The sequence below is a fragment of the Pseudomonas syringae pv. tagetis genome (assembly GCF_022557255.1).
GTDB classification, from domain to species: domain Bacteria; phylum Pseudomonadota; class Gammaproteobacteria; order Pseudomonadales; family Pseudomonadaceae; genus Aquipseudomonas; species Aquipseudomonas caricapapayae.
This window is the reverse complement of sequence record NZ_CP092923.1, coordinates 1,229,251-1,250,419: the sequence shown is the minus strand read 5'-3', so window position 1 is coordinate 1,250,419 and position 21,169 is coordinate 1,229,251. Positions and strand designations below refer to the sequence as shown.

Here is a 21,169-nt window from a genome sequence, read left to right as displayed (position 1 = left end):
GGTTGAAAAGCATTGCGTTGACTATCGTCCCCACGCTCCCGCGTGGGGACGCAGTTCGTGACGCTTTGCGTCACACATCGGTTCTGTGGTGTCAGGGGGATCCGTGCAGAGCGCGAAGGAAGACGATGCAACTCACCCTGCCAGACTCGCCTGCAGTTTGAGCTGCACCTGTTCTCCGGGCCGCAGACTGAAGGTGTCGCCAGAGCCTGAAGCGGCTTCTACTCGGACAAAGCCTGTGGTTTCGCTTCCGCATACGCCCAATAGCGGCCTGCTGCCGGGGTGCCAGACGGCGGTGTTGGCGCTGTCGCCGGTGTCGATGTTCAGCCTGCGCTGCCAGATCGGGTCCTGGAGCTGCACGGCACCTGCGTGTTCGAATACGCGCTGGCAGGCGCCTGCCACGCGCAGTTCGCCTTGTTGCTGACAGGTTTGCCGACTCAGTTCGTCGTAACCCTGTGCGCCATCGAGCCCCTCCAGGGCAACTTCGGACACGTCACCGATCCGCCAGTAGACGTGCAGCGCATGACTGAAATGACAGGGCTCGCTGTCCTCGTGGCATGTGCTCAGACGTAACGCCATGCCCTGCCCCAACTCGGCATGCAGATCAACCTGCCAGTCCCACAGCTGCAAGCGCCAGTGCAGGTTGACACCCTCCTCACTCTCGCTGCTGTCGATCAGTTTCCAGTCCAGCAAGCGCCCCCAGCCGTGTGCCGGCCAGCCGCTCTCACCGGGATGCCGGCCATACCAAGGCCAGCAAACCGGCACACCACCACGGATCGCCCCCACCTGCGGCCACTGCGCAGCGCACCAGAGCCAGGGCTTCTGGCCGTGCGGCTGGAAATGCAGCAACTGCGCGCCTTGGCGACTGAAGACTGCCTGGCACTGTGGATGATCGATGACCAGTACATCGCGCAGCTGGTGGCGCTCCCACTCGAAAGTCGGCCTGGCACGTCGGGACCGGAAGAAACGTTGCAGAGGGTGTTCAGGCAGTTGCGCGTCGTGAGAGGTCATCGCCAATCGCGTCCCTGAAAAATAAAAGGATCAAGCCATAAAAAAACGGGCAGCCAAGCTGCCCGCAAAGCACACACGACCCTTGATCGCGTTACGCGTCAATCGATACTCAGAACTTCGACTGGATTTTGATGCCCGCTACAATCGCATCATCCACCTGGTCTACGCCGCCAGGATGCTTGATGTATTGCAGGTTGGGACGCACGGTCAGCCAATTGGTAACGTGGAAGCCGTAGTAGATTTCCGAGTTGTACTCAGTGCTCTGGACCGGCAGGTAGCCAGGGTTGTCGTAGTCGTTGATACCGCTGATCTGGTTGGCCAGGCGCACACGATCCTGCACGTCATCGTTGACGTGGATTCGGGCGATACCAACGCCGATGTCATCTTTCGGACGCGAGTCGAACGGACCTTTGTACGTCAGACCGATCTGCTGGTAGTTGTCGACGAAGTTGGTTGCCTTGTCATGTACGGTGGCGTTGGCAAAGATGTTCAGACCGCGTGACGCATCACCGTTGTGAGTTGTCAGCTGTTGCTGAGCCACAACCCACCAGCCATGCTTGCTGTCATGCGACTTGAAGGCTGCGCCGGTAGCTGCCTGCGGCTGGCCGTTGACGTCTTCGTAGACATCATCTGCGTTGGGCGTGCTTTTGTAGAAGCCGACACGGTATTCACCGGGCAACGAATTGATGGTCGGAGTCCAGACCAGCTCGACCGGCAGGATCATGCCTTTGGTGCCGCTGCCGCTGAGCTTGAAACCATTGCCGGTTTCGAGGTTGGACGGGTTCTGCTCGTACACGCCGACCTGTGCATACACTTCCGGCGTAATGTTGTACTTCACGCGCAAGGCCCACTGGCTGATTGGCCAGTTGTACCAGGTGTTCACGTAGTTACCGACCTGCGAGCCGCAGAACGACAGGTTCTGGAAGTCGCACGGGAAGCTGTTGAAGTCTTCGCCCGGTCCGAAACGACCGGCCTTGACGTCCAGTGCGCCGTCAAAATACTTCTGCTTGACCCACATCTGGGTCAGACGCCAGGTCTGGCCACGACCCCAGACTTCCTGAGAGGAACTGAGGGTACCGGCGCGAGGATCGCCGATCCGGTCATTGGAGATGTTGCGCCCGCTACGCTCGGTGATCGCCAGCTTGAACTCCGCGTCCTGCCAACCGAGAACTTTCTGCAAATCGACTTTCATGCCCAGCGCGAACTGGTCGCTGTAGCGGCCGGTCTTGTCGTCGTTGTAGCCGCCCTTCAGGTTGCTGGCCATCTCGGAAACGTATTCCAGCGAGAAGTCATAACCTTTGTCGAGCAGTTCAGTGCGTTTGCCGCCCCAGTCACCTGTCATCCAGGGCGAGTCGGCGGCGAATGGCTCGGCAGCGTGAACACTGCTCGCCAGACCCATCGCACCCAACGCCGACAGCTTGCATACAAACTGGAGCCGGGAAAGCGATTTACCTTTGTTGATCTTCTTCATCCCATCAATCCTCGTTTTATTGTTATTAGCTTTGGTAGACGTCTTGCTTCATTCACTGCTTCGTGTTCGCCGGTCGGTCGTGGCAGTGTGGCAGTCAACGACCCTGGGGCAATGCCTGGTGCTGAATCAATTTATCACTTGTGGCTCAACTGGGAGAGTTTGTTTACCTGCAGCCATCGACGGCGCTCCCAGAACCCCAAGACGCTCGCCGCTCTGAGCATCGAAAATCAGCACTCTGGACGGGTCGAATTGCAGGGTCAGGCTTTCGCCAACCTGAGGTGCAACATCCGGAGCAAGGCGACAGCAGACCTTACTCTGATTGAGCGTGACGAACACCAGCGTATCCGGCCCGGTTGGCTCGGTTACCTGGACCTCGGCACGGATGGTCGGCAGGCCGCTCGATTCAGCGCCTGCCAGCATAATCTGTTCTGGCCGGATACCAAGAATGATTTCTCGATCTTCCAAACCGACATCGGAAACACCGACCGGCAGCTCGCAACGCGCCTGACCACTGTCGAGCAGAGCAATCAACTGGCCATCCTTGCGTTGCAGACGCATCGGGATGAAGTTCATCGGCGGCGAACCGATGAAACTGGCCACGAACAAGTTGGCAGGATCGGTGTAGATCTGCTTGGGTGTTCCGAACTGCTGAACGATGCCGTCCTTCATGACCGCCACCTTGTCACCGAGCGTCATGGCCTCGATCTGATCGTGAGTCACATAGACCGTGGTGGTTTTGAGACGCTGGTGCATCAACTTCATTTCGGTACGCATCTCGACCCGCAACTTGGCGTCGAGGTTGGACAGCGGCTCATCGAAGAGGTAAATCTTCGGCCGACGAGCCAGCGCACGCCCCATCGCAACGCGCTGCTGCTGACCGCCGGACATCTGGCCCGGCTTGCGATTGAGCAGGTGCTCGATCTGCAAAAGCTTGGCAACGCGCGCCACTTCTTCATCGATTTCGGCTTGCGGCATCTTGCGAATCTTTAGCCCGAAGGCGATGTTTTCACGCACGCTCATGGTCGGGTACAGGGCGTAGGACTGGAAGACCATCGCGATGTCGCGGTCCTTGGGGCTGGTACTGCTGACGTCCTGACCGTCGATCAGGATCTCCCCGCCGCTGATGCTTTCCAGACCCGCAATGCAGTTCATCAGGGTGGATTTACCGCAGCCGGACGGACCGACCAGGATCAGAAACTCGCCATCCTTGATCGACAGGTCGATGTTCTTGAGCGTGTCCGGCAGGTTGCTGCCGTAAGTCTTGTTGACGTTGCGTAATTCGAGAGTCGCCATGATTACCCCTTGACCGCGCCGGCCGTGAGCCCACGCAGGAAATACTTGCCAGCCAGTACATACACCAGCAGTGTCGGCAGACCGGCAATCATCGCCGCCGCCATGTCAACGTTGTATTCCTTGGCACCTGTGCTGGTATTGACCAGATTGTTCAGGGCCACAGTGATCGGCTGTGACTCGCCACTGGAGAACACAACGCCGAACAGGAAATCGTTCCAGATCTGGGTGAACTGCCAGATCAGGCAGACCATCACGATGGGCGTGGACATCGGCAGAATGATGCGCCCGAAGATGGTGAAGAAACCGGCACCGTCCAGCCGTGCTGCCTTGACCAGCGCATCGGGAATGCTGACGTAGTAATTACGGAAGAATAGCGTTGTAAACGCCAGCCCGTAGACCACATGGACAAATACCAGCCCGGTGGTCGTGTTGGCCAGGCCCATCTTGCCGAGCGTGAAAGAGGCTGGCAGCAGAACGGTCTGGAACGGCAGGAAGCAACCAAACAGCAACAGACCGAAGAACAGCTGCGAGCCTTTGAAGCGCCACATCGACAGCACATAGCCGTTGAGCGCGCCGATTGCAGTGGAAATGAGCACCGCCGGAACCGTGATCTTGATCGAGTTCCAGAAGTAGCCGTCAACGATGTCCCAGGCCTTGATCCAGCCAATTGCAGTGACCACGCTCGGCCAGCTCAGCAGGTTACCGGTGCCGATGTCTTCGGGGGTCTTGAAGCTGGTGAACAGCATCACCACCAACGGCACCAGATATAGCAGGCAGGCCAGCAACAACACGGCATAGATGACAATGCGACTGAAGCTGATACCCGGTTTTCCAACATGACTAGTCATGGCGTTTGGTCCTCAGCTCGGAATACAGGTACGGCACCAGAATCGCCAGAATCGCGCCGAGCATCAGAATTGCACTGGCCGAGCCCATGCCCATCTGGCCACGGCTGAAGGTAAAGGAATACATGAACATCGCGGGCAAGTCGGATGAGTAACCCGGGCCTCCGGCCGTCATTGCGGCCACCAGATCGAAACTCTTGATGGCGATGTGCGCCAGAATCATGACCGCACTGAAAAATACCGGACGCAGGCTCGGCAGCACTACACGCCAGTAGATCATCGGGAGACTTGCGCCATCCATTTGCGCTGCACGGATGATCGACTGATCGACTCCACGCAGCCCGGCCAGAAACAGCGCCATGACAAAACCGGAGGATTGCCACACGGCAGCGATGACTAGGCAGTAGACTACTCGATCCGGATCGACCAGCCAGTCCAGGCGGAAACCTTCCCAGCCCCAGTCACGCAGCATCTTGTCCAGGCCCAGACCAGGATTGAGCAGCCACTTCCACGCCGTACCGGTGACGATCATCGACAACGCCATCGGGTACAGGTAGATGGTGCGAATCATGCCTTCACGACGGATTCGCTGGTCCAGCAAGACGGCCAGCAGAACACCGATCACCAGGCTGATGGCAATGAACATGCCGCCAAACACGGCGAGGTTCTTGCTCGCCACCCACCAGCGGTCGTTGTCCATGAGGCGCGCATATTGCGCCAGACCGACCCATTTGTAGGACGGCAGAAACGTCGAGTTGGTGAACGACAGTGCGAAGGTCCAGAGGATGTAGCCATAGAAACCGACCAACACGATGAACATGCTGGGTGCCAGCACCAGTTTTGGTAGCCAGCGTTGCAGCGCATCCATTGGCGAGGCTTTGCTGTGCGCAGCGACAGAGCTCATCGGGAGTATCCCATCAGGTGTATCGAATTCAGGCCGCAGCCGCAGGCGAAATCAACCAGGGATTTCAACACTGCGGACGACGGTTAAAGGCAGTTCAGAACGAATTACTTGGCAGATTTGATCGCAGCGGCCAGCTTTTTGGCTGTTTCTGCCGGATCAGCTTTCGGATCATTGATGTAGTTGGTTACCACATCGAAGAACGCACCCTGGACTGCCAGCGTAGTTGCCATGTTGTGCGCCATGCTTGGCTGCAGACCACCGGTCTTCGAGTCAGCCAGGAAGTCCTTCGCAGCGGTTTGCGCACACGAGTCGAAACCGTATTTGCTCATGTCGGACAGCATGTCTTCACGAACCGGGATCGAGCCTTTGTTGATGCTGAAGACCTTCTGGAAATCTTCACCCATCGCGACCTTGGCAAGGTCCTGCTGCGCGGCAGTGGTGCCCTTGTCTTTCTGCTTGAACACCGCCAGCGAGTCGATGTTATAGGTGAACGCCTTGTCGGTGCCCGGGAAGGCTACGCACTGATAATCCTTGCCGGCGACCTTCTTGGCTGCTGTCCACTCGCTCTTGGCCCAGTCACCCATGATCTGCATGCCGGCCTTGCCGTTGATCACCTTGGCAGCTTCCAGATTCCAGTCCTGGCCCTTGCCGTCGGCGTCCATGTAGGTCGCGACCTTCTTGAGTTCAGTCAGCGACTTGACCATTTCAGGACCAGTCAGCGCGCTCTCGTCCAGATCGACCAGCGCTTTCTTGTAGCCATCAGCGCCCATGACCGACAGCACAACAGCTTCGAATACCGTGCTGTCCTGCCACGGCTGACCGCCGTGCGCCAGCGGGATGAAACCGGCTTTCTTCAGCTTGTCGCCCGCAGCGTAGAATTCTTCGAGGGTGGTCGGTGCCTTGTCGATACCGGCTTTCTTGAAGACTTCGGGATTGATCCACAGCCAGTTGACGCGGTGAATGTTCACCGGCACGGCAACGTAGTCGCCATCGTACTTGACGGTATCGGAGACTTTCTTGTCCAGCAGGGAGTCCCACTTTTCAGCCTTGGCGACGTCTTTCAACGCATCGCTATCCAGCAGACCGGTAGACGCCCACTCCTGAATATCGGGGCCTTTGATCTGCGCAACGCCCGGCGGGTTGCCGGAAACCGCGCGGCTCTTGAGCACGGTCATGGCTGTGGCACCACCGCCACCTGCGACGGCACCGTCCTTCCAGACAAAACCGTCTTTTTCGACCTGGGCTTTCAGAACATCGACCGCAGCCTTTTCGCCACCCGAGGTCCACCAGTGCACCACTTCAACAGTGCCTTTGGATTCAGCGGCGGTAGCGCTCAGAGGGAACAACGAAGCGAGAGAGATGACAACGGCGAGACGTGACATGGAATTCATCGATTTGACCTTTCTTGTTGTTATGCCTGAGCAAGTCTGGTGCTTGCGCTTCGTGGGAGTCTAACCAAGCCAGAGGCAGTGACAGTAACGAAGGGATGCGCAATTGTCACAAGATAGTGACAAATGAAATCACCGGGCAATCAAGAGCCTAAAGCCACTATCAGGCCAATCATTCCGTGGTCCTGGGCAGGTACAGCGTGACTCGCAACCCACCGTCACGCAGATTCTGCAGGCTGACCTCGCCGCCATGACTGTGAGCGATGTTGCGCGCAATACCCAGACCCAGACCGTAACCCTGCTGCTGGTTACCTGCCAGACGGAAATGCGGCTCGAATACGTGTTCCAGACGTTGCTCGGGTACACCAGGCCCTTCGTCATCCACATGCAGGACGAAAGCCGCAGCGTTGTCTTCGACTTTCAAGTGAGCCCGATGGCCGTATTTGAGCGCATTGTCGATCAGATTTCCGATGCAGCGCCTCAGCGCCAGCGGCTTGCCGGGATAGGCGGCCTGAGCCTCGCCCAACTGAGTGACGCGCCCGTCGCCTTCGGCGCTGAGCCAGGGCTCGACCAGGCAATCAAGCAAAACATTGAGGTCCACCGGCTCGATGTTTTCATGAATATCGGTGTCCTTGACGCATTGCAGCGCGCCTTTGACCAGCAACTCCAACTCGTCCAGGTCGCGGCTGAATTTACGCTGCACGTGCTCGTCTTCCAGCAGCTCGACACGCAGCCGCAGACGGGTAATGGGCGTGCGCAGGTCGTGGGAGATGGCACTGAACAACTGGCCGCGCTCGGTCAGGTAGCGGCTGATCCGCGTGCGCATGGCGTTGAACGCCCGGCTGACCTCGATGACCTCACTGCCGCCGCCCTCGACCACAGGCTCGACGTCCGCCCCCAGCGACATATCCCGCGCGGCCCGCGCCAGGCGCTTGAGCGGCCGGCTCTGCCAATGCACCAGCAAACCGATAAACAACAGCAGAAATGCGCTGGTCAGAACGATGAATGAGACCTGCTGGAGGGGCAGGTCCTGCTCCTCCAGCGAGGTATAGGGTTCAGGCAGCAGCGAGGCAATGTAGAACCACTCGCCGGGTGCCATTTCGATTTGCGTAACCAGCACCGGAGGGTTCACCGGCTCAAGTGTCAACGCGTAATGCGCCCACGAGCGCGGCAACTCATCGAGCTTCAGGCCGCTATTGAAAATCCGCAATTCGTCGGGCCGCGCAAACCACACGGTGATGTCCGGGCCATTGCCCAGCCGCTGGCGCAATACGTCGCCCACCACGTCCAGCACCGCCTGTTTGCGGGGCGTAGGCTGCATGATCTGCATGTCCAGCGGATGGTCGTTGAGCGAGACGACGAAGCGCGTGCCCCCCATGCTGCGTAATTGATCCAGCACCATAGGGCGATAGGCCAGCGGCAATGAGCGAAAGTAACTGACGCTGGCTGCCATCGAGTACGCCAGGCTGCGCGCACTGGTCACCAGCCCCTCTGTCTGAGTGGCTCGCAACTGTGACAGCCAGATCACGCTGGACAGCATCTGCGCCAGCAGGACCGCCAGTAACGTCAACAGCAGCATGCGCCCCAGCAACGAGCGCGGCAGTGGCAGGCCGGTTCTTTTCGGCACTGCCGCCGGGGAGTTAATAGCCGTTGCCCGCTTGCGAGTTGACGTTCGCGGCCAGCAGATAACCGCTGCCGCGAATGGTGCGGATCAGACGCGGCGACTTGCCGGTGTCGCGCAGACGCTGGCGCAGACGACTGACTGCCATGTCGACAATCCGCTCCAGCGGCATCAGCTCACGCCCGCGCGTGGCGTTGCCGATGGTGTCGCGGTCGAGAATCTGCTGGGGGTTGTCGAGAAACAGCTTGAGCAGTGCGAAGTCGGCACCGGACAGGATCACCTCTTCGCCGTCGTTGTGAAACAGCCGGTGACTGACCATGTCCAGCCGCCACTCATCGAACAGGATCACGTCGCCACCTAGACGCTCCTGACCGAACTGGGCCCGTCGCAACAGCGCCTTGATCCGGGCCTGAAGCTCACGCGGGCTGAAGGGCTTGCCCAGGTAATCGTCGGCACCCAGCTCCAGACCGATGACCCGGTCAGCCTCGTCCGAACTGGCAGTCAGCATGATGATGGGCACGTGCGGCTGACGTGGATGTTGGCGGATCCAGCGACACAGGCTGAAACCATCTTCATCGGGCAGCATGACATCAAGGATCAGCAAGTCGCTTGGCTCTTCATTGAACGCGCGCCGAAAATCCGCGCCATCACCCACCGTGCGGACCTGAAAACCGGCGCGGCTCAGGTAAGCGTCCAGCAATTCGCGAATCTCCTGATCGTCATCCACCAGCAGGATCGATTTACTGACTGAGCTCAAGTTGAAGCGTCCTTGTTGGCTGTGAAGCTTTGTTGTTATGGGAGGTTGCTCAGATCTGCGCAGCAAACGCTTGCTGCAGAGCGACACCTGCGCCTGTAAGGCCAGGGTACTCGGCAGTCACCAGCCAGACCGGCAGGTCCTTGAAATAGTCGCTCATGACGCCCTTCTCGGCCATGGCTCGCTTGAACCCGCTGTTCATGAAGAAATCGGTGAAACGCGGTACTACGCCACCCACCATATAGACCCCGCCCAGACCTCCTAGGGTAAGGACAGTATTGCCCACCACTCTGCCGAGAAACACGCAGAACTGCTCCAGCACGGCGGCAGCGACCGGATCGCCTGACAGCGCAGCCGACGTGATCGCGGCAGGCGACTTGAGCACCGGCTCGACATCGTCCAATGCGCAACTGACCTGATACAGCAACAGCAAGCCCGCGCCGCTGAGTACGACCTCAGCGCTGACATGTTCGTGCTCGGCCATCAAACGGGTCCACAACAGCGCCTCGCGCGCCGTACCGATTGGCAGGTCAACATGCCCGCCCTCGCCCGGCAACGCCATCCAGCGACTGCCTTCAAGCCTGATCAGCGTTCCGACGCCCAGCCCTGTACCCGGCCCCACGACCACGCTTGGGCGATCAGGTTTACCGACGCCATGGCAGACCGTCAGGTACTCATCTTCGCTGAGGCGGGTCATACCCAGCGCCATGGCAGTGAAGTCGTTGATCAGCAGCAGATGTTCGACCTTCAGGTCGGCACAGAACGCCGTGCGGCTCAACTGCCAATGGCTGTTGGTGAACTGGAAGAAATCACCGTCGACCGGCCCGGCTACGGCCAGGCATACATGGCTGATATCTCCGCGCTGCAGCTCAAGGTCCTGCAGATAGACTTCGATGGCCTTTTCGGGCCCGGCGTAGTCAATGGTCGGGAATACCCGGACAGAATGCAGCGTGTCGTCTTCCCAAATGGCAAAACGTGCATTGGTACCGCCTATATCACCGACCAGGGCCAACTTCACTTAAGCGTCTCCAGACTAGAGGTAAAGGCGCTGGCACCTTGCTCTGCGGAGCTGAAGGCCATGCGCATGAATCCAAACAGCTCGCGACCACAGCCGACAGTGTTGTCGATCTGGTTGATGGCCGGCTCTCTGGCGGCCAATTCTGACGCTTCGACCAGCACTTGTAACGTGCCTTTTACGCCATCCACGCGGATCACGTCACCATCGCGCACCAGCGCCAGCGGACCACCATCGAACGCTTCCGGGCAGACATGAATGGCCGCCGGGATCTTGCCCGACGCGCCCGACATGCGTCCATCGGTGACCAACGCAACCTTGAAACCACGGTCCTGCAAAACCCCCAGAAACGGCGTCATCTTGTGCAGTTCGGGCATGCCGTTGCAGCGCGGCCCCTGGAAACGCATCACGGCGACGAAATCGCACTCCAGCTCGCCGGCCTTGAACGCATCTGCCAGCTCTTTCTGATCCTGAAAGACCTTGGCTGGCGCTTCGACAATCTGATGCTCCGGCGCCACGGCGGAGACTTTCATCACACCGCGTCCCAGATTGCCTTCCATGACCCGCAACCCCCCTTCCGGCGAGAACGGACGGGCAACCGGCCGCAAGATGTTTTCATCCAGGCTTTCGAGCGGCCCTTCACGCCAGACCAGCTTGCCGTCTTCCAGGAAGGGTTCTTTGGTGTAACGGCTCAAACCATAACCTGCCACGGTGTTGACGTTTTCGTGCAGCAGACCGGCAGCGAGCAATTCACGGATCAGGAACGACATGCCGCCCGCAGCCTGGAAGTGGTTGATATCGGCTTTGCCGTTGGGGTAGACGTGGCTGAGGGTCGGCACCACTTCAGACAGGTCGGCCATGTCCTGCCAGGTCAACTGGATTCCGGCGGCCTGGGCAATGGCCGGCATGTGCAGCGTATGGTTGGTCGAGCCGCCAGTGGCGTGCAGCGCAACGATGGAGTTGACCAGCGAGCGCTCGTCGACGATTTCGCCAATCGGCATGAAACTGCCGCTCTGCATGGTCAGACGCGTCACCTGGCGAGCCGCTTCAGCGGTCAGCGCGTCGCGCAATGGCGTGTAGGGATTGACGAACGAGGCACCGGGAAGGTGCATACCCATGACTTCCATCAACAACTGATTGGTGTTGGCCGTCCCGTAGAAGGTGCAGGTTCCCGGGCCGTGATAGGACTTCATTTCCGAGTCGAGTAACTCTTCACGGGTGGCTTTGCCTTCCGCATAACGTTGCCGTACGTCGGCTTTTTCCTTGTTGGAGATCCCTGAAACCATCGGCCCGCCAGGCACGAAGATGGTAGGCAGATGACCGAAACGCAAAGCCCCCATCATCAGACCGGGTACGATCTTGTCGCAGATACCCAGCATCATCGCGGCGTCGAACATATTGTGTGACAAAGCAACTGCCGTGGACATGGCAATCACTTCGCGGCTGGCAATGGCCAGCTCCATGCCCGGTTCTCCCTGAGTCACCCCATCGCACATGGCAGGCACGCCGCCGGCAAACTGACCGACCGAACCAATGTCACGTAAAGCCTGTTTGATCTGGGCAGGAAAGTGCTCGTAGGGCTGATGCGCCGAGAGCATTTCGTTGTAGGACGAGACGATTGCCACGTTGGCGGCGTTCATCAGACGCAGGCTTTGCTTGTCTTCCGGTCCGCAGGCAGCGACGCCGTGAGCAAAGTTGGCACATTGAAGCTTGCCGCGCATCGGGCCATCGCTCGCTGCGCCGCGAATCAATTGAAGGTAGCGCTGACGGGTATCGCGACTGCGGGCGATGAGTCGCTCGGTTACTTCAAGGACGCGGGGATGCATGTGATGAACTCCAGGCTAACGTCTAAGGTCACCCGTAAAGACGGTTCCGGTTTTCGAGCAGTGACGGTCAGGGAGTAAAACCCTGATCTCGATCAACCGGGAGGGCCTTTCAGGCTTGTAGTTGTAGATAAAACAAAATATTGCCACTAAAAAGGCTTGTTTTCTATTTCTATGAGAATAATCTTGTAATTCCAACAACAAATTCAGAAGGACGGCTGTATGACTCTTCGTATCGCAATCAACGGTTTTGGCCGCATCGGCCGCAACGTCCTACGTGCACTGTATACCCAAGGCTACCGCCAGGACCTGCAGGTCGTCGCCATCAACGATCTTGGCGACAGCGAAATCAACGCACACCTGCTGCGCTTCGACACGGTACACGGCCCTTTCAGCGGCACGGTCGAGTGCGACAAGGAAAGCCTGACCGTCAATGGTGACCGTATTTCGGTCAGTGCCATTCGCAATCCGGCCGAGTTGCCGTGGAAGGCGCAGGATATCGATGTGGTGTTCGAGTGCACCGGTCTGTTCACCAGCCGCGACAAGGCGGCCGCTCACCTTACCGCCGGTGCGCGCAAGGTCATTATCTCCGCCCCTGCCAGCGGTGCCGATGCCACCATCGTCTATGGCGTCAATCACGACACGCTGCGCCAGTCGCATCAGATCATTTCCAGCGCATCCTGCACCACCAACTGCCTGGCACCGGTTGCCCAGGTGCTGCACCGCGAACTGGGTATCGAAAACGGCCTGATGACCACCATCCATGCCTACACCAACGACCAGACGCTGATCGACGTTTACCACAGCGACCCATACCGCGCCCGTTCGGCCACCCAATCGATGATCCCGAGCAAGACCGGTGCAGCCGAAGCAGTCGGCCTGGTGCTGCCGGAACTGGCGGGCAAACTCACCGGCATGGCCGTGCGCGTACCTGTCATCAACGTTTCGCTGGTCGACCTGACCGTGACCCTGAAGCGTGAAACCACCGCCGAAGAAGTCAATGCGCTGATGAAAGAAGCCAGCCAGCATTCCAAAGTGCTGGGCTACAACACCCTGCCGCTGGTTTCCCACGACTTCAACCACAACCCGCTGTCGTCGATCTTCGACGCCAATCACACCAAGGTCAGTGGCAAGTTGCTCAAGGTCCTGTCGTGGTACGACAACGAATGGGCGTTCTCCAACCGCATGCTCGACAATTGCCTGGCACTGCATAACGCACAGTAACGCAGTGCGTAGCTTCGCGAAAAACGAGTCAGCGTCGATGCAGGCTGAGCGAGAAAACGCACACAGATAAATATTTACAGATGCAGGCTTGACCCGACCCGAAGATGAGAAGCATTATCATTTGCTCACATCTCCGGTCGGGCCTCTCTGTGTCGCAGTCACGCTTCAACGATGTCTTTCTGGCCCAGCGCCCAGTCCTGTTACGTACCCTGCATCGCATGGTCGGCAATCAAAGTGCTGCCGAGGACCTGCTTCAGGAAACCTGGCTGCGTGTCAGTCGGGCATTGACCGAACATCCTGTCGATCATCTTGAACCCTTCGTCTTTCAGACCGCTCGCAATCTGGCGCTGGACCATTTGCGCGCACGGCGCATTCATGGCCGGACCATGCTTGAAGACGTTTCTCCCGCCCGACTGGAAAGCGTCGTGGCCCAGCTGGGCTCGCCTGAAAATGCTGCGCATGCCAAGCGTCTGCTTGAAAGCCTGAGCGTCAGCCTGGGCACGTTGAGCCCGCGCCAGCAGAAAATATTTACCCTCAATCGGCTGGAGGGCCGCAGTTATCTGGAAATTGCCGAGCAATTGCAGGTTTCTGCCAGCACCGTCCAGAAAGAGCTGAAACTGATCATGGCGATCTGCGTTGGGGTCCTTTCAAGACTTGACCCGCCCTGAACCCTGCCGCACGCTGCCAGACTCTCATTGATACAGTTTCAGGATTGCCGAGGAACACCGTGGCCCCGAAGACAGAACGCCCGCACGCGATTGCGCAGGACGTGTTGAGCAATGCTGCAATGGATCAGGCGCTGAGCTGGCTGATCGAACTGGAAGACGCGGACGATACCCGGCTGGCTCGTTTTCAGGAATGGCTGAATGCCGACCCCGAACACGCACTTGCCTTCGACAAGGCCAGCGCGCTCTGGAATTCACCGCAGGTCGAGCATGCCGCCGAACGCATCGCACTGCCCCGCAAGCCATCGGTCTGGCAACGTGTCCGCCCGCACTGGAAACCGCTGGCAACTGCAGCGGTGCTACTGTTGGGACTGTTCAGCTTCAGCAATCTGCCCCTGCGCCTGCAGGCCGACCACCTGACCGTCGTGGGCGAACGCCAGCGCCTGGAACTGGCAGACGGATCGAAGGTGCTGCTCAACACCGACTCGGCCTTCTCCAGCCAAATCAGTGACCAGCAGCGTTCCGCACGCCTATATCAGGGTGAGGCCTTCTTCGACGTAACGGCCAGATCGGGACGGCCACTGGAAATCGAAGCGGGACCGGTGCGCATGAGCGCCAACAGCACCGAATTTTCCGTACGTTACCTGAACGGTGTTGCGCAAGTGCGCGTGCAGCGCGGTGCCGTCGACGTGCGCGCCACGCGCGGCGACTCCAGCGTCAGTCTGGGCGCCGGAGAAAGCGTTCGCGTCGGCCCCACAGGTTTCGGGCACCGTGAAAAGCTCGACCCGACCCAGGACTTCGCCTGGGTACAAGGCCGACTGATCTTCGACAACTGCCCGCTCAGCGAGGTACTGGCTGAACTGCGCCGTTACTATCCCGGCTGGATCATTAGCACCAATGCGCAGCTGGATCGTATTGCGGTAACCGGCAACTACCGTCTGGACAGCCCGCTTGACGTAGTGCGCTCGCTGGCGCAGATCACCTCGGCAAGCCTTCACGAAATGCCCGCACTGGTGATTCTCAACTGAAGGAAAGTTTTTTTACTCGATAGCGACTGCCCGTTCGTTTAGTTATAGCCAATGCAACTGATTCTCATTTTGAAACAGTCTGTAAACACTATGACGAGCAATACCCCAGGGAGCGCTACCGATGTCATCCACGTTCACGCCTGCCGCCCGATCGCGCGCACGGCTCACGCTTTCTTTGCTGACCCTTGCGGTGCTGGGCGCCAGCCTGCAGACGCAGACCGCCAGCGCGGCCAGTGAAAGTACCCGGCCGGCGCACCCGTCAGGCACCTACCGATTCTCGATCGGCCAGCAACCGCTGGTGTCGGCCCTGAACGAGTTCAGCCGCGTGACCGGATGGCAGGTGGGCATGCCAGCGGAGCTGGCTCAAAACGTCATCTCTCCAGGTGCCCGCGGTAACCTGAGCGCCGCACAGGCGCTGGACAACATGCTGGCTGGCACTTCGCTGAGCTACCGCAATCCGGGCAACAACACGGTAGTCCTGGAAAAGCGCACCGCGGCTGCCGGTGTCATGGCGCTCGACCAGATAACCGTCAGCGCCACGCGTCAGGCTCAGGATGTCGTCACGGTGCCGAGCACCGTCAGCGTACATTCCCGTGCAGAACTGGACCGCAGCAACGTCAACACCCTTCGCGATCTGGTTCGCTACGAGCCAGGGGTTTCGGTGGGCGGCGCAGGACAACGGGCAGGCACGACCGGCTATAACATCCGCGGCATCGATGGCAACCGGATCCTGACTCAGGTCGACGGCGTCGAGGTTCCTGACAGCTTTTTCACCGGACCTTATGCGCAGACCCATCGCAACTACGTCGACCCGGAGATCGTCAAGCGCGTGGAAATCCTCCGCGGCCCCGCGTCTGCGCTGTACGGCAGCAGCGCGATTGGTGGCGTGGTCAGCTATTACACACTGGACCCGGACGACATCATCAAGCCGGACAAGGACGTCGGCGCACGCCTGAAAACCGGCTACAGCTCGGCAGACCAAAGCTGGCTCAATTCAGCCACCGTCGCAGGGCGACAGGGCGAGTTCGACGCCTTGCTGCACCTGAGCCAGCGCAATGGTCATGAAACCGAATCGCATGGCAGCACCGGTGGCAACGGCCTGAGTCGCACCGAAGCCAACCCTCAGGACGCACGCAGTACCAACATTCTGGCCAAACTGGGCTGGAACTACGGTGACGGTTCGCGCCTGGCTCTGGCCTACGAGAAGTACAAGGACGACCGCGACAGCAATCTGAAAAGCGCAGTCGGCGGCCCGTTCACCAACGGCAGCGGGTTGGGCATGTACCAGTCGCGCGAAGGTAACGACACTATCACCCGCGAGCGCTTCGGCATCGAAAACAGCTTCGCCCTCGACAGTCTGCTGGTCGACAACGTCAAGTGGAGCCTGAACTACCAGACCGCGAAGACCGATCAGAGCACTCGGGAACGTTATTTTCCGTTCTCCCGAGACGTCATTCGTGACCGCGACACGCAATATCAGGAAAAGCAATGGGTATTCGATGCCCAGCTGGACAAGGCATTCTCGCTTGCCAGCACGGACCATGTGCTGACCTACGGCACGACGGTCAAGCAGCAGAAAGTCACCGGACTGCGCAGCGGCAGCGGGACCTGTGCGCGCGTATTCGGCTCCTGCCGCGTGGTCGGCGTAGACAGCCCGAGCGACCGGCTGGCCGCAACGAGTGATTTCCCGGACCCGACCATCACCAGCTATGCGCTGTTCGCACAGGATCAGATCCGCTGGAACGACTGGACCTTCATGCCCGGTGTACGTTACGACCACACCCGGCTCGATCCGAAGTTCACCTCGCAATTTCTCAGATCGGTCAGCTTGACCGACCCGGCTCAGGCGAACGATGAAACCCGGACCTGGCATCGTCTGTCGCCCAAGTTCGGCGTGACCTATGCGCTCAGCGACGCCTACACCTGGTACGGCCAGTATGCCGAGGGCTTCCGCACACCGTCGGCCAAGTCGCTTTACGGGCGTTTCGAAAACCCGACGGCTGGCTACGTGGTCGAACCCAACCCGAACCTGGAGCCCGAGACCAGCAAAAGTTATGAAACCGGCCTGCGCGGCCGCTTCGAATCCGGCTCGTTCGACATCGCGGTGTTCTACAACAAATACCGTGATTTCATCAACGAGGACGCCATCACTCCCGGTTACAACGAGCTCACGTTCCAGTCCAACAACATCAAGCATGCCACGCTGAAAGGGGCCGAACTCAAGGGTCGCCTCGACCTCGACAGCCTCAGCGCACCGAACGGTCTCTACAGCCAGGCATCGATTGCCTATGTGCAGGGCCGCAACAACGATACGGGCGAGCCGATCAACAGTGTCAACCCACTGACCGGTGTTATCGGCATGGGTTATGAGCAGAACGACTACGGCGGTCTGCTGAGCTGGACGCTGGTCAAGCGCAAGAATCGCGTGGACGACAGCAACTTCCACACGCCGGACGGCACCTCCAGCCAATTCAAGACACCAGGGTTCGGCATTCTGGACCTGACCGGCTACTACAAGGTCAGCGACGATGTGACCTTGAATGCAGGCCTGTACAACCTGACCGACAAAAAATACTGGCTCTGGGACGATGTGCGCGGCTACGACGGCGTGGGAGAAGCAGGTGTAACCGCGCCCGCCAACCTGGATCGTCTGACTCAGCCGGGGCGCAACTTCAGCGTCAACCTGGTGTGGGATATCTGAGCCCGAAAGCAACTGAAAGCCCGTCGCCGAATGTGTCGGCGACAGGTTTTTTACGCGTTCGGGCCTAGCCATTCGTCTATTCAACAAGCCCCTTTTTCAGCAAGGAAGAATTCCATGACTCTTGATCAGAACCGACCGACCCCGCGTTCGCAACGCCTGAATCAGATCACTCACGCACCGCATGAAACGCTCGACAAGGCGGTCAAGGCTCACGCACCGTTTGAAACCCTCGCCAGCTACGCACGTTTCGTGGTTGCTCAATACCTTTTTCAGGCGGAGCTGCAAAGCCTGTACAACGAGCCTGCGCTCCAGGCAATCATCAGCGACCTGCCGGCACGCTGCCGGGCCGCACAGGCCAGAGCGGACCTTTCGGACCTGAACGTGGACATTCCCCCATCGGTGGCTGGCGCCGTGCAAGGTTCGAGTACCGCAGAGGCACTCGGCTGGCTATTCGTCTCCGAAGGTTCCAAGCTAGGTGCCGCGTTTCTGATCAAACGCGCCGAAGCCTTGAACCTGAACCACAGCTTTGGCGCACGCCATTTGGGCGAGCCTGCGGGAGGCCGTGCTGCGGGCTGGAAAGCCTTTGTCGGCGCGCTTGATGAGCTGACACTGACCGCAGAACAGGAGGCAGAACTGGATCGGGGTGCCATCGCTGCATTCGAGCGCTTCAGCGTCCTGCTGCAGTACGCCTACGCCGATGCCCCGGTTGCAGACATGGCACAGGCATGAAAAAGCGCCCGGTGCTGTTAAGCTGGCCGGGCTCCCCGAACCTGCCTGTAGAGACCATGACGTACAAACCACCCGGCTCAAGACTTTCACGCCTTTTATACGGCATTCTCGCGTATGTCGCCCTCGGCATAGGCATTGTTGCGATCTTCATCCCCGGCCTGCCGACCACCGAGTTCATTCTGCTCGCGGCCTGGGCTGCGACACGCAGCTCGCCGCGCCTGAATGCCTGGCTGGAAAACCACCGTGTATTCGGACCGATTCTGTACAACTGGCGTAACGGCAGGCTGGTCGCCCGCAAGGCCAAGATCAGCGCCACCATCAGTATGCTCGTCTGCGCTGTGGTGATGCTGAGCCTGATCGGCCACGCCTGGTGGCTGTATCTGGCCCTTACGGGCATGGCACTGGGCAATCTATGGATATGGTCGAGGCCGGAACCCGGCAGGGACAATCGCTGAGTCAACATGCACCGGGCTGAACTGCGCAGATGCGTGCAGTGTCTGACTGAACACACTCATCACTTGATGGAGCATCTCCATGTACGAGCCAGGCCATCTGCATCTCACTCACGTGGCGTTGCAGCCTACGGATATCAGCTACGACATTCACCTGCGCTATGAAGTGAACGAAGACCCGAAAGATGGCACTTGCGTGCACTTCACCATGAAGGGTGAAATCAACGGCAAGCCGTTCGAAGAGCAATTCCAGCTGACCCGTGATCTGGCTTTCAACTTTGCTCACGATGCAAGCCGCATTGCCATAAGGCACGGCCTGCCGAGCTCGGCCTCACTGCCCATCGCCCAGCACAAGGACTACGACCGAATGTTTGCGGACATTCGCGACAAACTCCACGTCAGGTCAGGCGAGCCGGTGAAGCCGGAGCATCTGGAATAGCGCTTCGGACTTGAGCTTCAGGCTGTCATGCCCACGCTCTGCGTCCTGTCTTGAACGCACGACGCGCCACAGGTATGTGACGCAAAGTGTCACCCAAGACGTTCCCACGCTGGAGCGTGCGTAACGAGAACTGCCTGGAAAAACACTACCGTGCCCAGGCTCACCGGCGGATTTCACCAAACCCGCCGTCACAAGGCATACTTGCCGCCCCATCACTCGCGAACCTTCAACGCCTCATGCGCATCCATGTCAGCTTCATCGACCGCGTCGGTATTACCCAGGAAGTGCTGGCGATTCTGGGTGGACGCAATCTGAATCTGGATGCGGTGGAGATGGTGCCGCCCAATGTGTACATCGATGCGCCCACCCTCAGCCACCAGATGCTCGAAGAGCTCAAGGATGCGTTGTTCCGGGTGCGCGGTGTGGAAGCGATCACCGTGGTGGACATCCTTCCGGGGCAGCGCCGCCATCTGCAACTGGACGCGCTGCTTGCAGCCATGACCGACCCGGTGCTGGCACTGGACAGCGCCGGGCATGTGCTGCTGGCCAATCCTGCGCTTATCACGCTGATCGGTCGCGAACCGGAAGGCGAATCGATTGGTGAGCTGTTCAGCGACCCAAGCCTGCACGTCGTATTACTGGAAAACGGATTTCGTCTGCCGCTGCGCGAGATTACGCTGAACGGTGAAGCACTGCTGCTGGATGCCACTCCGATCACCGAAGCGGGTGCGCTGATCACCCTTTATCTGCCCAGTCGTATCGGCGAACGCTTGTCGGCGTTACATCACGATCACGCCGAAGGCTTCGATGCCCTACTCGGCGACTCTGCCGCAATCCGCACGCTCAAGGCCAGAGCGCAGCGTGTGGCAGCACTGGACGCGCCGCTGCTGATTCAGGGCGAGACCGGCACTGGCAAAGAGCTGGTAGCACGGGCTTGCCACGCCAGCAGCGCCCGCCACGGCGAACCGTTCCTGGCGCTGAACTGCGCAGCGCTCCCGGAAAACCTCGCTGAAAGCGAACTGTTCGGTTACGCCCCCGGAGCCTTTACCGGCGCTCAGCGCGGTGGCAAGCCGGGGCTGATGGAGCTGGCCAACCAGGGCACCGTGTTTCTGGATGAAATCGGCGAAATGTCGCCCTATCTGCAAGCCAAACTGTTGCGGTTTCTAAACGATGGAAGCTTCCGCCGTGTCGGTGGGGATCGGGAAGTCAGGGTCAATGTGCGTATTCTCAGCGCCACCCATCGGGATCTGGAGAAAATGGTCAGTGAAGGGACGTTTCGTGAGGACCTTTTCTACCGTCTCAACGTCCTCAATCTGCAAGTTCCGCCGCTGCGTGAACGAGGCCAGGACATCCTGTTACTGGCCCGCTACTTCATGGAGCAGGCCTGCGCCCAGATTCAGCGGCCGGTCTGCCGGCTTGCACATGGCACCTACCCTGCCCTGCTGGGCAATCGCTGGCCGGGCAATGTACGGCAATTGCAGAACGTGATTTTCCGCGCCGCTGCCATCTGCGAACACACTCAAGTGGATATAGGCGATCTGGACATTGCAGGCACTGCGGTAGCGCGTCAGAACGACAGTTCGATAGACAGCCTTGAACATGCCGTCGAAGCTTTCGAACGGGATCTGCTCGAAAAGCTCTACGCAGACTACCCGTCTACCCGTCAGCTGGCCAACCGCCTGCATACTTCGCACACGGCCATTGCGCACCGCTTGCGAAAATATGGAATTCCCGGCACGCGCTAGTGGATTGACGTCAATCATCTAAATATATTCCGAAAGCTTCATTTAATATCCGATTGGCCGATAA

Annotated in this window: 18 protein-coding genes; 8 read left to right on the top strand and 10 right to left on the bottom strand. The window is 59.3% G+C overall.

The genetic code is table 11. The annotated features are described in order from the left end of the window. Positions 1-132 precede the first annotated feature (132 nt). The 10 genes from MME58_RS05550 to edd all read right to left on the bottom strand — a co-directional run bounded on the left by MME58_RS05550 (position 133) and on the right by edd (position 12,125). Positions 133-1,008, bottom strand: coding sequence for a D-hexose-6-phosphate mutarotase (locus MME58_RS05550; protein ID WP_054985564.1), 876 nt, complete (start codon positions 1,006-1,008; stop codon positions 133-135). Between the two features lie 109 nt (positions 1,009-1,117). Next, the gene (locus tag MME58_RS05545; protein ID WP_054985563.1) at positions 1,118-2,479 is read right to left on the bottom strand and encodes a carbohydrate porin; all 1,362 of its coding nucleotides are present in this window, start codon (positions 2,477-2,479) and stop codon (positions 1,118-1,120) included. A 126-nt stretch (positions 2,480-2,605) separates the two neighbouring features. Then, the gene (locus MME58_RS05540; RefSeq protein ID WP_054985562.1) at positions 2,606-3,772 is read right to left on the bottom strand and encodes an ABC transporter ATP-binding protein; all 1,167 of its coding nucleotides are present in this window, start codon (positions 3,770-3,772) and stop codon (positions 2,606-2,608) included. Positions 3,773-3,774: 2 nt separating this feature from the next. Continuing rightward, positions 3,775-4,620 (bottom strand): carbohydrate ABC transporter permease, encoded by an 846-nt coding sequence (locus MME58_RS05535; protein WP_055005242.1) that lies wholly within the window; start codon positions 4,618-4,620, stop codon positions 3,775-3,777. Next, positions 4,613-5,521 carry a carbohydrate ABC transporter permease gene (locus MME58_RS05530; protein WP_054985560.1) on the bottom strand — a complete coding sequence of 303 codons (909 nt, stop codon included), beginning with the start codon at positions 5,519-5,521 and terminating at the stop codon, positions 4,613-4,615. The genes MME58_RS05535 and MME58_RS05530 overlap by 8 nt, the downstream gene beginning before the upstream one ends. Positions 5,522-5,625: 104 nt before the next feature. Then, positions 5,626-6,912: an ABC transporter substrate-binding protein gene (locus tag MME58_RS05525; protein ID WP_054985559.1), complete on the bottom strand. Its 1,287-nt coding sequence runs from the start codon at positions 6,910-6,912 to the stop codon at positions 5,626-5,628. A 169-nt stretch (positions 6,913-7,081) separates the two neighbouring features. After that, positions 7,082-8,488, bottom strand: a complete 1,407-nt coding sequence (locus MME58_RS05520) for an ATP-binding protein (protein ID WP_055005340.1) — start codon at positions 8,486-8,488, stop codon at positions 7,082-7,084. 61 nt (positions 8,489-8,549) lie between these two features. Then, positions 8,550-9,287 (bottom strand): response regulator, encoded by a 738-nt coding sequence (locus MME58_RS05515; protein ID WP_055005241.1) that lies wholly within the window; start codon positions 9,285-9,287, stop codon positions 8,550-8,552. Positions 9,288-9,336: 49 nt separating this feature from the next. Further along, positions 9,337-10,302 (bottom strand): glucokinase, encoded by a 966-nt coding sequence (locus MME58_RS05510; RefSeq protein ID WP_055005240.1) that lies wholly within the window; start codon positions 10,300-10,302, stop codon positions 9,337-9,339. Next, positions 10,299-12,125, bottom strand: a complete 1,827-nt coding sequence (gene edd, locus MME58_RS05505) for a phosphogluconate dehydratase (RefSeq protein WP_054985555.1) — start codon at positions 12,123-12,125, stop codon at positions 10,299-10,301. Before edd ends, MME58_RS05510 begins: the two co-directional genes overlap by 4 nt. Positions 12,126-12,344: 219 nt before the next feature. Between edd and gap the strand changes: the two genes are divergently transcribed. From gap to MME58_RS05465, 8 genes are all read left to right on the top strand, one after another. Further along, positions 12,345-13,346 (top strand): type I glyceraldehyde-3-phosphate dehydrogenase, encoded by a 1,002-nt coding sequence (gene gap, locus MME58_RS05500; protein WP_054985554.1) that lies wholly within the window; start codon positions 12,345-12,347, stop codon positions 13,344-13,346. Positions 13,347-13,495: 149 nt separating this feature from the next. After that, positions 13,496-14,014, top strand: coding sequence for an RNA polymerase sigma factor (locus MME58_RS05495; RefSeq protein WP_055005239.1), 519 nt, complete (start codon positions 13,496-13,498; stop codon positions 14,012-14,014). Between the two features lie 59 nt (positions 14,015-14,073). Continuing rightward, positions 14,074-15,039: a FecR family protein gene (locus MME58_RS05490; protein ID WP_055005238.1), complete on the top strand. Its 966-nt coding sequence runs from the start codon at positions 14,074-14,076 to the stop codon at positions 15,037-15,039. A 121-nt stretch (positions 15,040-15,160) separates the two neighbouring features. Further along, positions 15,161-17,740, top strand: coding sequence for a TonB-dependent receptor (locus tag MME58_RS05485; protein ID WP_055005237.1), 2,580 nt, complete (start codon positions 15,161-15,163; stop codon positions 17,738-17,740). A 114-nt stretch (positions 17,741-17,854) separates the two neighbouring features. Next, on the top strand, positions 17,855-18,469 hold the full coding sequence (locus tag MME58_RS05480) for a biliverdin-producing heme oxygenase (protein ID WP_054985550.1): 615 nt from the start codon (positions 17,855-17,857) through the stop codon (positions 18,467-18,469). Next, entirely contained in the window at positions 18,466-18,924 is a 459-nt protein-coding gene (locus MME58_RS05475) for a YbaN family protein (protein WP_054985549.1), read from the top strand. Before MME58_RS05480 ends, MME58_RS05475 begins: the two co-directional genes overlap by 4 nt. 79 nt (positions 18,925-19,003) lie before the next feature. Next, positions 19,004-19,360, top strand: a complete 357-nt coding sequence (locus MME58_RS05470; protein WP_054985548.1) for a DUF5064 family protein — start codon at positions 19,004-19,006, stop codon at positions 19,358-19,360. Positions 19,361-19,596: 236 nt separating this feature from the next. Continuing rightward, entirely contained in the window at positions 19,597-21,105 is a 1,509-nt protein-coding gene (locus tag MME58_RS05465) for a sigma-54-dependent transcriptional regulator (protein WP_054985547.1), read from the top strand. Positions 21,106-21,169 lie beyond the last annotated feature (64 nt).

What these genes read in the sequence shown, in the direction of transcription:
- MME58_RS05530 (WP_054985560.1), bottom strand. Translation starts at nt 5,521, where the DNA reads ATGAGCTCTGTCGCTGCGCACAGCAAAGCCTCGCCAATGGATGCGCTG.
- MME58_RS05525 (WP_054985559.1), bottom strand. Translation starts at nt 6,912, where the DNA reads ATGAATTCCATGTCACGTCTCGCCGTTGTCATCTCTCTCGCTTCGTTG.
- MME58_RS05545 (WP_054985563.1), bottom strand. Translation starts at nt 2,479, where the DNA reads ATGAAGAAGATCAACAAAGGTAAATCGCTTTCCCGGCTCCAGTTTGTA.
- MME58_RS05540 (WP_054985562.1), bottom strand. Translation starts at nt 3,772, where the DNA reads ATGGCGACTCTCGAATTACGCAACGTCAACAAGACTTACGGCAGCAAC.
- MME58_RS05475 (WP_054985549.1), top strand. Translation starts at nt 18,466, where the DNA reads ATGAAAAAGCGCCCGGTGCTGTTAAGCTGGCCGGGCTCCCCGAACCTG.
- edd (WP_054985555.1), bottom strand. Translation starts at nt 12,125, where the DNA reads ATGCATCCCCGCGTCCTTGAAGTAACCGAGCGACTCATCGCCCGCAGT.
- MME58_RS05470 (WP_054985548.1), top strand. Translation starts at nt 19,004, where the DNA reads ATGTACGAGCCAGGCCATCTGCATCTCACTCACGTGGCGTTGCAGCCT.
- MME58_RS05465 (WP_054985547.1), top strand. Translation starts at nt 19,597, where the DNA reads ATGCGCATCCATGTCAGCTTCATCGACCGCGTCGGTATTACCCAGGAA.
- MME58_RS05535 (WP_055005242.1), bottom strand. Translation starts at nt 4,620, where the DNA reads ATGACTAGTCATGTTGGAAAACCGGGTATCAGCTTCAGTCGCATTGTC.
- MME58_RS05520 (WP_055005340.1), bottom strand. Translation starts at nt 8,488, where the DNA reads ATGCTGCTGTTGACGTTACTGGCGGTCCTGCTGGCGCAGATGCTGTCC.
- gap (WP_054985554.1), top strand. Translation starts at nt 12,345, where the DNA reads ATGACTCTTCGTATCGCAATCAACGGTTTTGGCCGCATCGGCCGCAAC.
- MME58_RS05480 (WP_054985550.1), top strand. Translation starts at nt 17,855, where the DNA reads ATGACTCTTGATCAGAACCGACCGACCCCGCGTTCGCAACGCCTGAAT.
- MME58_RS05485 (WP_055005237.1), top strand. Translation starts at nt 15,161, where the DNA reads ATGTCATCCACGTTCACGCCTGCCGCCCGATCGCGCGCACGGCTCACG.
- MME58_RS05550 (WP_054985564.1), bottom strand. Translation starts at nt 1,008, where the DNA reads ATGACCTCTCACGACGCGCAACTGCCTGAACACCCTCTGCAACGTTTC.